Origin of the sequence: Syntrophaceticus schinkii (genome assembly GCF_000946815.1) — a bacterium.
Taxonomy (GTDB): Bacteria; Bacillota; DSM-12270; order Thermacetogeniales; family Thermacetogeniaceae; genus Syntrophaceticus; species Syntrophaceticus schinkii.
In genome coordinates this window covers 1-12,996 of record NZ_CDRZ01000235.1, presented here as the reverse complement: position 1 = coordinate 12,996, position 12,996 = coordinate 1, and the positions used below count along the sequence as shown (strand labels likewise).

Genomic DNA, 12,996 nt, shown 5'->3' with positions numbered 1-12,996 from the left:
TTGTAATTGCCCGTGCCGGTGTAGCTTTCCGCTATAGCGTTACAGGATGGGTCATTCCACTGGTCGATAGGTTTTCCGGACAACCGTACTGCAAATAATTCAAGATAAGACTGGAACAGTTTAAGGAGTTTCGAGTAAGATTCATTTCAGTGTTTTTAGGGAAGGGGGACTTGGCGGGCGTGCCATAGGGGTTCCCCTTCTCGCTATTTATCCTTCCGTGATGATTGTCATGTCAATAAATAATCCATATGTCAATCAGTATGCATCATTTACGTCATAAAAAGCAAGAAAAAAATCCTCTCCCCCCGTCATTGGGAGTGAGAGGCGACAATAAGGGAAGCAAAGGGACGTTCTTTTTGCTTCCTTCTTGTTAATTATGCAAATGATCTTCAGCTTACGGAAAACACTTTATCGCTGTTCTCTGATATTAGGATAAATATGTCTTAATAATTTGGGCTTCATTTTAGATAACTGGACTTTCCCCTGGCATCCTCGGAACTCGTCAAAAAACGACGCTCAAATTTGCGTTTTAAGCAACGAAAAAGAACTTCAGAGGGGTTTGTACTGCTGATATACTCTTCAAGTGTTAATCCTTCTTTATAAATTATTTCGCGGCAACCCAACATAGCGAATATGCCACGGTTCAAATTTTATCCCTAAAACAGAACGAAGGAATGTACCACTTAATGTTAACATCTATTAGAGTAATTTTATAGTATAGAGTGTCGGATACACTTCTGAACTGTTATAACGATATGTTATTTATATAATAATATAATTGACTGCATGTTAATGTAATGCTAATATTTAATATAATGTATAAGTGGGGGTTATGGTTTGGCTGCAGACAAACCATAACCGGTTTTAATTTGGAGAAGGGATGGATAATAATGAAAAAGATCTTTGCAATGGTCTTGATGTTGACCATGCTGTTTTCTCTGTGCGGGTGTGGTGGTAATGAAACAGGCAGCAGTGATGCGCAAATACCTATGTCTGTTGCCTACGGGAACGATCTACACTGTTGCCTGCTTAATGTTGCTATGAAGGATGTTGAAGCCTTTGCTGATAAAACTATGCGCATCAATCCTGTAAGCGAATCCCAGTTTGAATTAATTAAGAATGATAAAGCAATTGCTAAGTTTAATGTTATCACCGGTAAAACCGGGGCGGAATGTGCTACTATGATGGGCCAGGGGCATTTGGATTTCTGTTTTTGTTCCAATTCAGCGATGCAATCAGCTTATGATGTTGGCACTGATGTCAAGATTTTATCGCCACTACAAGGTGGTGGAGTTTCAATAGTTATGGGGCCAGAAGTTAGTTTCTACGGTTATGATGACTTAAAGAAATATATTGAAGATTCTCCGACACCATTTAAGTTTGGCTATCCCTCAGCTATTAGCGGTCCCCGTATTCTTTGCGAGTCAATGTTTAAGGATGCTGGCTTTAAGGTTACCGAGGATCCAGGCGATATGAGTGCCGATGTTTTGATGGTTGACCTCAAAGGGTTCCAAAACCTGCTTGGCTCTATCAGAAGTGGTGCAGTTGACGCTTGGGCTGGAACTTCCCCCGCACAAGAAAATGCAGTTGCTCAGGGAATGGGTAAAATCGTACTGAAGTTAGAAGATTTCCCGCCGCAAGGACAATGGACCAATTTCCCCTGCTGTGTACTGGCAGGCACAAACAAAGCAGTCGAAGAATATCCCGAAGTTACTGAAGCTCTAGTAAGTGTAGTTGTTGATTGCATAGACTATGCCAATGCTGACCGGGAAAAATTTGCTGAAATCAATTCAGCCCTAATCGGTGTTGAAAAAGATGTCATCCTGGCTTCCAATATCGTCTATACCTCCGAGCCGTCCCAGGAATGGGTGGACGGTATCGAAAAATACTTTAATGCTATAAAAAACCTGGGTAAATTCACCGACCGTCTCAAGGATGCTAATTACGATACAGTGAAAAACGAACTCTTTGAATTTTCTTTTGTAGAAAAAGCTAACGCTCACTAAAAAAACATAAGTAAAATGAGCAGGTACACTATTTGATTGAGTCTTCAGAGCGAATAGTGTACCTGCCTGTTTGTGCGTAGCTTGGCGAGAAAATAGAAGAAGAGGATTACCATATGCAAAAAACGTTTAATAAACTAATTCTTTCTCTTATTCTACCCGTTCTACTTCTGATAGTCTGGCAGCTGTCCGCCTCGCAGGTGCAAAATGCAGCAGTATTGCCTACCATCGGCAGGGTATTGGAGAATTTTGTACATGCTACCGATAACTTTATTGGTTTGGGCTCCATACCACGCAATATTGGAGTTAGTTTGATACGGGTTCTTAGCGGTTACACTGTAGGTGTGCTTATTGCGGTACCGCTGGGGGTATTGATGGGCTACAATAAAACTATCCAGCAAATATTTGAACCCTTTATCAATATCTTTAGACCTATTCCGCCCTTGGCCTGGCAACCACTGGCTCTTGCTATCTTTGGTATGGCGAGTATAGCTACGCTATTTAATATGCCTTTTGGCCAGCAGTATGTGTTCTGGGGTAATTTTAAAATTGCGATGGTCTTCCTGATTGGTATGGGCAGTTTTTTCCCAGTGATTGCCAACGTTATGTTTGGAGTCCAAAGTGTCCAACAAACACTTATCGATTCTGCCCGTGTTTTGGGCGCCAGTGAAAAGGATATCTTCTTTAAAGTCCTCATACCTGCTGCCGCTCCCAGCATTATCAATGGAATGAGAGTAGGTCTGGCAATCGGCTGGTCGTGCCTGGTCGGGGCGGAGATGCTTCCCGGCAGTTTGGCCGGCGTAGGCTATCTTATCACCCATGCCTACGAGTTGGCCAGAATTGATTTGGTAATTACCGGTATGATTTGTATCGGTGGGGTGGGCGCTCTTCTGGACAGTGTATTTGGAATAATTGCTAACAAGTATTTCCCCTGGGAAAGTAAAGCAAGGTAGGGAACTTATGGAGAATAAAATATTAGTAGACAATTTGGGTAAAGTGTTTCAAAGTCAAAATGATTTGGAAATCAATGCCTTATCTGATCTGAATCTTAGTGTGGCTGAAAATGAGTTTGTCTGTATTCTGGGGCCTTCCGGTTGCGGTAAATCAACTCTTTTACGTATCATTGCCTGTCTCGAGAAGGCTAGCTGCGGTACCGTGTTTTATAACGGGCGAGAACATACCCAGCCCTGTCAGGAAATCGGCATGGTTTTTCAAAGCTATTCCTTGATGCCCTGGCTCAATGTATTGGATAATATAGCCTTGGGGTTAGAATTTGCCCGTATGCCAAAAGCCAAGCGGATGGCTGTAGCTCAGGAATATCTGGATATGATCGGTATGAGTGACTTTGGTCAGGCCTTTCCATATGAACTTTCCGGTGGCATGCAGCAGCGGGTGGCTATTGCACGGGCTCTGGCTAACAATCCTGATGTACTCTTAATGGATGAGCCCTTCGGTGCCCTGGATGCTTATACCCGTATTCTTATGCAAAAGGAACTTCTGCGGATCTGGGAACAAAACAGGAAGACTATACTATTTGTTACCCATAGTGTTGATGAAGCCGTCTATCTGGCAGATCGCATTATCCTGATGAGCAGCAGTCCCGGTCGAATCAAAAAAGAAATCGAAGTTAACATTCCCCGGGTACGGGAACGCAGTAATCCTCGTTATGGGAAGTTGACCACGGATTTACTTAGCCTGCTGGAAGAAGCCTGACTTTAAATTCAAAAAAACCTTACTGGATTGGGGTCTCACCCGTTATATGATACGACCTGGCTCGGCCGCACTACCCGGTATCCCTGCCCTTGCTTCCTCGTGTATAACCATATGCAACCACCCGACTTTTGTCGAATATTAGCGAACGGGAGGGTTCTCTTTCATCAAATCGTATTGCCTTTGGAAGCTATAAACTGCGTCCAATTATGCTTTTTTTTTAAGTGGCCAAAAGTTTACAGAGGATAAGGACATTAAACAGAGGGAGTAATTTTATGATTATGTGGCTTCTTCTTTTTCATATTCTGGTTTGTGTTTTGGATTTATCTTATTTGTATAGAGAGTGTAAAGAGTTATACCAATAAAAGCACCCAGGGTATTAAGCAGAATATCATCTATATCAAAAGCTCTCCCCATATTTCCTAAATAACAAGATAAAAGCTGCAGAATTTCTATAGTTAAAGAAAAAAAGAAAAGCAAACAGCGTTACCTTCCCTGCCCTCCTGAATTTACTCCATATTAATGGCAGAAATATTCCCATGGGTAGTAATAATACCGTGTTTCCTCCAATATTTCTGACCCAAAATTTTATCATATAATTACGCATATAGGGATCATTGATTGAATTTACAACTCCATTTATTGTTCCTACAACTGGTATTAAATTAGCAGATAAAATAACATTATGTCTGTCGGTTATATATAGCGGAAACAGTGTGATTGATATAACACAAAGCACATAAACGTAAAATACGAATAATAAGGATTCTCTCTTTAAAGAAATCCTATATCCCTTTCGTTTATTAAAACAAACTATCATCGATCTGATCAATACCCAAATTGGTATTCCTAGAATTAGTAAGGCTTGGCCATGGATTACCATTTCACATTGTATCTCCCTTTGATTTCCCTACAAAATACTCTCTGAAAAACAATATGGCAGAAAAGCGTCCTATAAACGGTTCCCTGACTAACCGTCATTTTAGTTAAATTAGTTAAACCCCCTGCTATCTAGGAATCTGGTTAAGCCTATCGTACACTTCCACCATCATCATATCCATCAATGCCTTGGCGAACTGACTGTCATCCAGGACTTTTATGTATAATTTCTGGTTCTGATAGTACCATGACCACTGGGGCAACTAAACAGTAGATCAAGGTGGATCACTATCAATGATTAAGTATCAAGTTAACGACCGTATTCGACAAAAGTCGGGTGGTAAACGGTACCTTTGCATTTCGAGTGCTACTTGGATACAACAATATATTTCTCTAATTCATCGCATAAAGACATTAATTCATCTACTTTTTCTACTATGCGTTTTTGGTCTGCAAACGGCGGAAAAGGTATCAGTATATTCCTTAACATTTTCTGTGTCAATTGATTTACTGTTGTTGTATTAGATTCACCTAATTGAAACCTGAAAACATTTGAATTTAAAAAATGATAAACAAATTCATTAAAGTTACTTTTATAAACAGTCATAAAAGCTCCAAATGTAAACATCTCTTTTGTATTTTTCACTAAAGCTGATTTTCCTACTAAATGTTTACTTCCGCTTCTGGCACATATAAGTAAATCACCATCTTTTAAAATTAAATCATTTTTTATTTTTATATTTACCCTTACTAAATTTTCATAATTTATTGCTCCGTCTTTAATATTATTTGCCCTGAGAACAGGTACTCCATTCTTAGTAATATCTGATGGTTTATAAGTTAAACCAATAATTGAATCACCAATTTCCCCCAACTTCACCCACTCCCACCCCTCTGGTATCTCAAACGGTATTTCATCCTTAGTAATAGGTGGTAATGGTTTTGACTTTCTAATTTTCTTCTCTTTTATCAATTTCTCTTTTTCTTCTTTTATTTTCCCTAATAGTATGCTTGCTGGTTCATCTGTTGGGTCTTGTGGTACAAGTTTGCCTTGTATAGCTGATTGGAGAATCATATTTCTTGTATTTTCAATAGTTTTAAGCAGTTCATCTTTATTGTTATCAAGTTTTTCAATAATTGCAAATAATTCATCTACTTTTTCTGCTATGCGTTTTTGTTCATTTGTGGGAGGAAGAGGTATAAGCCCATTGAAAAACTTACTTTCATTTATTGCTGGATAAGCCATTCCGACCATTTGAGATTGAACATAATCAATAAAAAAAATTGCTTTTTAAACAGTAATATATGTATTTATTAAATATACCATTATAAGGGTGTACTATTGCAAATGCTGTACTAACAATAGGTTCATATATAAAGTCCTGATCTATAATTGCTATATTGAGTAAATAAGGTCTAACTGTTGAGTATATTACCGTTCCGTTAGCTACTATTTTTCTTGCCCTCGAGGGTGCATTTTCAGGGTTCAATATATTATTATTTTCTCCTAAAACGCTCTTCTCTTGATTAATAGAACCAACATCAATATAGGTAAATTTTTTGTCTGGTTTTTTTTGCCCAAAATCATACCCAACATCTTTAAGTCTTACCCATTCCCACCCATTAGGCAATTCAAACGGTATTTCATCCTCCGTAATAGGTGGTAATGGCTTTGACTTTCTAATCTTTTTCTCTTTAACAAGCCGTTCTTTTTCTTTTTGAATTTTCTTTAAAAGTACACTGGCCGGTTCGTCATTTGGGTCATGCTCTACCAATTTCCCCTGTACGGCAAGTTGAAGAATTTTGTTTTTTAAATCTTCGGTATTCAAATTATTCTTCAACTCCTTCCAGTGCATCTTCTAATTTCCTTATTAATATGTTTATGTTTTCCGCTTTTTTGCTCATATTATCTAGTAATTCATTCAGGCTGTATTCTTTTTCTTCGTTGTTAATATTGGGGTTCTTAAAATCTAGGTTATATCCTACTTTTTTTTATTTCTTCTATAGTTACTGTGTAAGCGTTAAGATCACCATTGTCTCGATTATCCCACCATTTTTTAGCTCCTTCTAAATGTTCCATTTTAAATGGCCTGGTTTTTGTAAACCCATTTTTAAGTCCTTCTGGCAGAGGTACTTGATAAAAATCTATTTTTTCCGTAGGCTTTGCATTATCGAAAAACAGTAGATTTGTAGAAATTCCTGTATATGGGGCAAACACCCCATTTGGAAGCCTAACGATAGTATGTAGGTCAAATTCTGATAATAGTTTCTTTTTTATTTCAGTCTTGACACCCTCGCCAAAGAGGAAACCATCTGGAAGGACTACACCGGCCCTTCCCCCCCGCTTTAACCTGTACATAATCAAGACCATGAATAAATCGGCTGTCTCCTTGGTCTGGAACTTTTTAGGGAAATTCGCTAATATTATATCTTCCTCCATCCCGCCGAAGAGGATTCATCGCAATGACATCAAATTTATCTTCTTCCTGATATCCTTTGATGGAATGCATCAAGGAGTTGTTATGATTGATCTGCGGTACATCTATATCGTTCAGGATCATATTGGTGACACAGAGTAAGTAAGGTAGTCCCTTCTTTTCTATACCAAAGATATTTTTTTGGATCCGTTCTCTTTCATCAACAGTTTTAGGCGTATTGTGCTTTAGTGCACAGACAAGGAAGCCTCCCGTCCCACAGGCAAAGTCAGCAACTTTCTCGTTAATTTTAGGATTAAGCATATCGATAACGAACTGTGTCACTGGTCTTGGAGTATAAAATTCCCCGGCGTTACCGGCGCTCTGAAGGTCTCTTAAAATGTTTTCATAGACGTCATTGAAGGCATGCCTGTCTTCGTAGCTTTCAAAGTCGATTTCGTTCAGCTTATTAATCACCTGGCGTAGTAAAGTCCCCGATTTCATGTAATTATAAGTATCATTGAATACGGACTTTACAATAACACACCTGGGGTCAGTGTTTTCGTCAATTGGTAGATTACCAAGGCCAGGAAAAAGCTTATTATCAACAAAATCTAGAAGTTCTTCTCCTGTAATCCCTTCATCATCAGCAGCCCAATTGCGCCAACGCAGTTCTTCAGGAATGATTGATTGGTAGTTATCGTCTATTGCCTCCCAATCACTTTCTTTTGAGTCATAAATCTTTAAAAATATCATCCAAACAAGCTGCGAAATACGCTGAGCATCCCCGTCAACTCCGGAATCCATCCGCATAATATCCTGCAAACATTTGATGTGTGTTTGAATCGTCATTCCGCTCTCCCTTTCCGATGCTTTCAGGCTTTTTAAGCATATAATCTATACCCTAGTTCTTTGATAAATTTGTTAAATTTCTTTTTGCCCCCAAATTCTTTAATGATCTTTGCGGGGGAACCGTATTTGATAAAAGGTTCAAGTGTCAGCACAGAAGCAGTTTCAATATCTTCAAGCCCCTCGTCAGCGTATTTATCAAGTAAGGCATCAATAACTTTCCTGGCAGTTTCCGAATACTGCCCAAAGTAGTTCTTTTTCTTTACATTATTAGCTCTATCTCTACGGGTTGAAGGGGGGCATATCAAAGGCAACATGGCATATCAGATCAAATGCGTCAAAATCTTTTCCGACCTCTTCCTGAAGTTCTTCGAAAAAGACTCCATTTTCTCGCAGCTCATCAATAATAACCTGCTTTTTCTCGGCACTGTTCCATTTTTTAATAAAGTCGTCTATTGAAGCAAATTCTTCTTTTATGTTTTTCCTGGTGTAGTCTTTTAAGCTTTCAGTTATCAGCTTTCCGTCCCTGTCTAAATACTGTACCCGCTGGTTAAGTACTTTAACTTCAACATTGTTGACATAATATTTTGCCGGCTTTTGATCGCCTAGTTTTTCCCTGCCAACGGGCAGGTCTTCGTCTGTTGAACTTGTTTCGTAATCTCCATGATCATCAATATCTGTATAATCAATTTCCGGAGGAACTATATCTTCATCTTCCTTAGGCTCGTAAACCTGGACAGGTTCCCCATCAAAACTGGGGTCCGCAAAGAGTCTGGTGGCATTCCTGAAATCGATAATGGTGAAGTAGAACTTGTCACAGTCCTCCCGGATACGTGTGCCCCTTCCGATAATCTGTTTGAATTCTGTCATCGAATTAATTACGGTGTCCAGCACAATCAGTTTGGTTGTTTGTGCATCGACCCCAGTGGTCAGCAGCTTAGAAGTAGTGGCAATGACAGGGTATTTGCTATATGGGTCGATAAAATTATCTAGCTCGGCCTTCCCCTCTTCGTTGTCTCCTGTAATCCTCATTATATATTTATGATTCTCTTTCACCAGGTCAGCGTTAAGGTTGTTCAGTGCCTGCCGCATCCTTTCGGCATGCTCTATATCAATACAAAATACAATTGCCTTCTGAAAGCGGTTCGTCTTTTGAAGGTACTCTGTGACTTTTTCTGCTACCAGCTGTGTCCGTTTTTGAAGAACCAAATTACGGTCAAAATCAGATAAATTATACTCTTTGTCCTCAATCTCAAAACCGTACTGGTCAATCTGCCCTTTAGTAGGTCTCCAACCCTCAACATCCTTGTCAATAGAAACCCTAATCACCTTATAAGGTGCAAGAAAGCCGTCAGCAATACCCTGCCTGAGAGAATAAGTATAGATTGGCTCCCCGAAATATTCTATATTAGAGACATCTTTCGTTTCCTTAGGAGTAGCAGTAAGTCCAATCTGCGTAGCGGATGAGAAGTATTCAAGAACCTCTCGCCAGGCAGAGTCTTCTTTTGCACTCCCCCTGTGACATTCATCTACTATCACCAGATCAAAAAAGTCGGGGCTGAACTGCTTATATATGTTCTGCCATTCTTCACTGCCTGTAAGACCCTGGTAAAGTGCCATATAGATTTCATAGGATTTATCTACTTGTCTATGTTTAACCTTGGTCATAATGCTTCCAAAATGCTTGAAATCGTTTATCATTGTTTGATCTATCAAGATGTTCCTGTCAGCCAAATAGAGTATCCTTTTTTTTCGTTTTAGATTTCCAAAGTCTGTAGATAACCTGAAAGGCGATATATGTCTTACCTGTGCCCGTGGCACAAACACAGAGTATCTTATCCTGCCCTTTGGCGATAGCCTCAATAATCCTGTTTATGGCAACCATTTGATAATACCTTGGTGTTTTGGGGCTATTGGGGTCAAAGAAATAATCCTCTATAATAATATTTTCTTCTTGATCGGAAATGTCTTTTCCCTGTTTGTAATAATCCCATAGTTTTACAGGAGAGGGGAACTTGTTAAGAGAAAGCTCGGTTTCAATACCAGTTATCCTATTGTGAAACAAAAAGGCATCTCCATTAGAAGAAAAGGCGAAGGGAACATCTAAACTATCGGCATAAGCAAGAGCTTGCTGCATACCGTCACCTACACTATGGTGATTGTCTTTTGCTTCAATAATAGCAAGCGGTATATTTGGCTTTAGCAGCAGAAGGTAGTCTACCCTTTTCTTCTTTCCTCTTGCCATCAGTTTTCCACGGACAATAATGCGGCCGGCAGTAAAGGTGTATTCCTCACGGAGCTGGGTCATTTTATCCCAACCAGCAGACTCAATGGCTGGTGTAATATATTTCGTCCTGATATCTGCCTCTGTCATATTCTTTTTGTTCACAAAAGCCCTCCTCTCTAACTTACTTAATTTCACCATTTAGTGAGTAAAATCCTGTTAATATAGGTATTGATAATATCAAATGTAATACCTTGTCGGTTAAAAATATAAATGAGCCGGATTAACATGCTATTAAACCATCTTCCCTTATCCATAACAAAAAAAGGCATTAAACCCTTGATAGATAAGGGTTAAGCCCCTCCCCTTCACCGAGAACAATTTTGTGATTATAAATAATTATGTAAACTACTAGATGGTTTTTCAGAGATATCCTTGTTTGATTTCTACAAAGTTGTGTTCTGCATTTGGAGGTCTAAAGGTCAATAGGCACTTTGGGTAATACTTTGAGGGTTTTCGATAAATTTGTTTTTAGAGCTTTTTGGCAAAGACGTGAATTTCAATGATCCACGGAATTATAATAATGCCTGGTGCTAGAGCAAATATATTAAATAAAACCGGGTTTTTATCGATATTAATAAAATAATTGAATATGCCGACACATACGAGAATAATTGACCAAAATATTAACCTTTTACCTGCGAAATTATTGATCTTATACCAGTTCTCTTCTGATTCAAGGGCTTTTTCTATTCTTATACCATAAATATAATTCATTTTTACAGCATTTTTAACTAGCGGGATGCTCAATGCTAACAGTATTGCCCCGGTCAACGTATTAGTTACGAATAATTCCGGAATTCCATTCACTTTATATCCACCTCGTATCTGTTTTCTGTTCCCGCTACTTGGCTAACTTTCGAGTATACGATATTTTAAGCCGGCTAAAACTACATTTTGCCACAGCCATTGCGGTCATTCCTGCTTAAAATAATGATTCTTGCAGCTATCGCTAAGCTAGCCACCACTACCATGAAAATGAGGACATTATTTAACCACCCCAAGCCGCTTGCTCTGCCAAGAGCAACTTGGGTACTACCATAAGTTAAATATGTTAGAGCAAGCACTATTGTCGACTTAACAAAAAAGAACCCTTGGATGCTTACCCGGTGCAACACCTCCGCCTTTTCTGTTGGCTTCAATTGCCAAGGCCCGCGAATAGACAGCCGTAGTATCAACCCCGAAAACATGATATAGGAAATGAGCGTTAACACCGGTAATAATAATACATAGCCCCAACTCTTGGTGCTCCAAGCATCCGGCATTCCATTTAATCCGAAGTGAGTTGGTATCCGAGCAGGCATTAAAGTGTAATGTGTGCTAGAATACCAAAAGGCAAAAACTATTAGAAGCAACAATGGCAATTCTAATACTACCGGATAATACCTGTTTACCCGATCCCATATACTCCTTATGTCCATTAGCACTCCCCTCCACTGCGGCCTAGAATATAAAAGAGAAAAGGGCCACTCCCATTACTACTTATCCTCTATACTATATATAACCAAAACAGGCAAAAAAGACCGCGGGTAACAAGTAAATGTGATGTGCCCAAAACAATATACCTACTCCTACTTTTCATATAGAACAATGCCCTCCTTTTCAACCGCCGAACGCATGGCTTCGCTCCTGCTAAATTCGGATATTTCAAACAGGTCTACAGGCTTGTCAAGTTGTGTTTTGATGTCCTCTAGCATTCCGTAATAGGACACGTTTAGAAGTTCTCCCTTACAGTCAATGACAATATCAATATCACTATCCTCTGTTGCGTTACCTTTTGCGTAAGACCCAAACAATACCGCGCGATACACAGGGGCTCTTCAAAGATTGGACGGAGCATTTCCTTTATATCATCGATATGATATATTTTCTGTTCCATTTTCACCGCCACGTACAATTGTGTATTTATTATATTCACTGGAAGCAATTACAGTTTCTAAAAGCCCTATCTTCTACTTAATACTTTAATCGCTTTTTCCAATAATCCGGCTTTCTATTAACCTGCATAACGGCGATTATTACTATTTCATCTTTATCTTCCATAAGGTGATAAATGATACCAAACGGGAAACGTCTAGTTAAACATCTCCGTGTGTTTTCGGAAAACCTAGACCAAGCGGTGGGAAATTGGATTATTCGTTGTATTGTAGAATAGATTTCATTGACAAATTCCAAATCAAGATCTGTACCGCATGATTTATAGTAGTCGATGGCTTCTAGGAACTCGTCTTTTGCTTTTGGATGGAAAGAGCACTTCATCGGCCATACTTATCCTTTATTTCGTTAAAAACTTCATTCCCGGGAATGACCTTGACATTACCTGTTTTTATCTCGCTGATTCTTTCTTCCGCAGTTTTTTTCCACTCCTCGTCTACTTCTTTTTGTATGGGCTGCATGATCTGGTCAAGCCTAAGCGGACAATAAGAAGCTGGACTGATTAACTCTTTCAAAATCACAAGGCGAGAGATATCCATTTTTAGAATGCAGTCTCTGCCTATTATAAAACACCTCGATGTATTCCCTGACTTCCTGTTTCATCTGATATCTGGATTTCAACGGTTCTCCATATATCCATTCAACCTTCAAACTATGAAAAAATGTCTCCGCACAGGCATTATCCTGGCACTCACCTTTGCGGCTCATGCTACATAAGAAACCGTGCTTCTGCAGTAATTCTCGATAGGCATGGCTGCAGTATTGACTCCCGCGATCCGAGTGGCAAATAAGCCCCGGAGCGGGATTGCGCCTCTTAACAGCGGTCTCAAGTGCATCAATAACCAGCTCTTTGGTCATGCGCTTACCGATGCTCCAGCCGACTACCATCCTGCTATACAAGTCAAGAACAATCGCCAAATAA

General features: G+C 39.4%; 18 protein-coding genes. 3 read left to right on the top strand and 15 right to left on the bottom strand.

The features are described 5' to 3' along the window. The first annotated feature begins 890 nt into the window (after positions 1–890). From SSCH_RS09090 to SSCH_RS09080, 3 genes are all read left to right on the top strand, one after another. Positions 891–2,006, top strand: coding sequence for an ABC transporter substrate-binding protein (locus SSCH_RS09090; protein WP_044665188.1), 1,116 nt, complete (start codon positions 891–893; stop codon positions 2,004–2,006). Positions 2,007–2,203: 197 nt separating this feature from the next. Next, positions 2,204–2,956: an ABC transporter permease gene (locus tag SSCH_RS09085; protein ID WP_198142335.1), complete on the top strand. Its 753-nt coding sequence runs from the start codon at positions 2,204–2,206 to the stop codon at positions 2,954–2,956. A 7-nt stretch (positions 2,957–2,963) separates the two neighbouring features. Next, positions 2,964–3,716 (top strand): ABC transporter ATP-binding protein, encoded by a 753-nt coding sequence (locus SSCH_RS09080; RefSeq protein ID WP_044665186.1) that lies wholly within the window; start codon positions 2,964–2,966, stop codon positions 3,714–3,716. A gap of 276 nt (positions 3,717–3,992) precedes the next feature. Here the strand turns inward: SSCH_RS09080 and SSCH_RS20995 are convergent, their stop codons facing one another. The 15 genes from SSCH_RS20995 to SSCH_RS09035 all read right to left on the bottom strand — a co-directional run. Next, a complete protein-coding gene (locus SSCH_RS20995) occupies positions 3,993–4,193 on the bottom strand; it encodes a VanZ family protein (protein WP_052835502.1) in 201 nt (66 codons plus the stop codon). Then, complete coding sequence (locus SSCH_RS21915; protein WP_408645722.1) at positions 4,114–4,533, bottom strand: VanZ family protein; 420 nt, start codon at positions 4,531–4,533, stop codon at positions 4,114–4,116. Before SSCH_RS21915 ends, SSCH_RS20995 begins: the two co-directional genes overlap by 80 nt. 426 nt (positions 4,534–4,959) lie before the next feature. Next, complete coding sequence (locus tag SSCH_RS19250; protein ID WP_269746162.1) at positions 4,960–5,868, bottom strand: restriction endonuclease subunit S; 909 nt, start codon at positions 5,866–5,868, stop codon at positions 4,960–4,962. Further along, on the bottom strand, positions 5,864–6,433 hold the full coding sequence (locus SSCH_RS19245) for a restriction endonuclease subunit S domain-containing protein (protein ID WP_232294321.1): 570 nt from the start codon (positions 6,431–6,433) through the stop codon (positions 5,864–5,866). The genes SSCH_RS19250 and SSCH_RS19245 overlap by 5 nt, the downstream gene beginning before the upstream one ends. A gap of 134 nt (positions 6,434–6,567) precedes the next feature. Then, complete coding sequence (locus SSCH_RS20990; RefSeq protein WP_198142333.1) at positions 6,568–7,032, bottom strand: HsdM family class I SAM-dependent methyltransferase; 465 nt, start codon at positions 7,030–7,032, stop codon at positions 6,568–6,570. Next, entirely contained in the window at positions 6,998–7,858 is an 861-nt protein-coding gene (locus tag SSCH_RS20985) for a class I SAM-dependent DNA methyltransferase (protein WP_198142332.1), read from the bottom strand. The genes SSCH_RS20990 and SSCH_RS20985 overlap by 35 nt, the downstream gene beginning before the upstream one ends. A gap of 32 nt (positions 7,859–7,890) precedes the next feature. Continuing rightward, the gene (locus SSCH_RS22390; RefSeq protein WP_198142331.1) at positions 7,891–8,172 is read right to left on the bottom strand and encodes a type I restriction-modification enzyme R subunit C-terminal domain-containing protein; all 282 of its coding nucleotides are present in this window, start codon (positions 8,170–8,172) and stop codon (positions 7,891–7,893) included. After that, a complete protein-coding gene (hsdR, locus tag SSCH_RS21910) occupies positions 8,138–9,676 on the bottom strand; it encodes an EcoAI/FtnUII family type I restriction enzme subunit R (protein ID WP_456300462.1) in 1,539 nt (512 codons plus the stop codon). Before hsdR ends, SSCH_RS22390 begins: the two co-directional genes overlap by 35 nt. Then, entirely contained in the window at positions 9,582–10,244 is a 663-nt protein-coding gene (locus SSCH_RS22385) for a DEAD/DEAH box helicase family protein (protein ID WP_198142329.1), read from the bottom strand. The genes hsdR and SSCH_RS22385 overlap by 95 nt, the downstream gene beginning before the upstream one ends. A gap of 366 nt (positions 10,245–10,610) precedes the next feature. Further along, on the bottom strand, positions 10,611–10,949 hold the full coding sequence (locus SSCH_RS09055; RefSeq protein WP_044665185.1) for an SdpI family protein: 339 nt from the start codon (positions 10,947–10,949) through the stop codon (positions 10,611–10,613). An 80-nt stretch (positions 10,950–11,029) separates the two neighbouring features. Further along, the gene (locus SSCH_RS09050) at positions 11,030–11,560 is read right to left on the bottom strand and encodes a DUF1648 domain-containing protein (protein WP_044665184.1); all 531 of its coding nucleotides are present in this window, start codon (positions 11,558–11,560) and stop codon (positions 11,030–11,032) included. A gap of 150 nt (positions 11,561–11,710) precedes the next feature. Further along, entirely contained in the window at positions 11,711–11,950 is a 240-nt protein-coding gene (locus SSCH_RS09045) for a nucleotidyltransferase family protein (RefSeq protein WP_269746161.1), read from the bottom strand. A 145-nt stretch (positions 11,951–12,095) separates the two neighbouring features. Next, positions 12,096–12,398, bottom strand: a complete 303-nt coding sequence (locus tag SSCH_RS21905) for a type II toxin-antitoxin system RelE/ParE family toxin (protein WP_044665183.1) — start codon at positions 12,396–12,398, stop codon at positions 12,096–12,098. Further along, positions 12,395–12,589 carry an addiction module protein gene (locus SSCH_RS19215; protein ID WP_232294320.1) on the bottom strand — a complete coding sequence of 65 codons (195 nt, stop codon included), beginning with the start codon at positions 12,587–12,589 and terminating at the stop codon, positions 12,395–12,397. The genes SSCH_RS21905 and SSCH_RS19215 overlap by 4 nt, the downstream gene beginning before the upstream one ends. After that, positions 12,549–12,996, bottom strand: a 448-nt coding sequence (locus SSCH_RS09035; protein ID WP_044665182.1) for an IS3 family transposase, incomplete at its 5' end; no start/stop codon positions are given. The genes SSCH_RS09035 and SSCH_RS19215, both read right to left, overlap by 41 nt.

Bases quoted from the DNA above. Each gene is read 5' to 3' on its own strand.
- SSCH_RS09050 (WP_044665184.1), bottom strand. From the start codon at position 11,560: ATGGACATAAGGAGTATATGGGATCGGGTAAACAGGTATTATCCGGTA.
- SSCH_RS09080 (WP_044665186.1), top strand. From the start codon at position 2,964: ATGGAGAATAAAATATTAGTAGACAATTTGGGTAAAGTGTTTCAAAGT.
- SSCH_RS22390 (WP_198142331.1), bottom strand. From the start codon at position 8,172: ATGTTGCCTTTGATATGCCCCCCTTCAACCCGTAGAGATAGAGCTAAT.
- SSCH_RS09090 (WP_044665188.1), top strand. From the start codon at position 891: ATGAAAAAGATCTTTGCAATGGTCTTGATGTTGACCATGCTGTTTTCT.
- SSCH_RS21915 (WP_408645722.1), bottom strand. From the start codon at position 4,533: ATGATAGTTTGTTTTAATAAACGAAAGGGATATAGGATTTCTTTAAAG.
- SSCH_RS21905 (WP_044665183.1), bottom strand. From the start codon at position 12,398: ATGAAGTGCTCTTTCCATCCAAAAGCAAAAGACGAGTTCCTAGAAGCC.
- SSCH_RS20985 (WP_198142332.1), bottom strand. From the start codon at position 7,858: ATGACGATTCAAACACACATCAAATGTTTGCAGGATATTATGCGGATG.
- SSCH_RS20990 (WP_198142333.1), bottom strand. From the start codon at position 7,032: ATGGAGGAAGATATAATATTAGCGAATTTCCCTAAAAAGTTCCAGACC.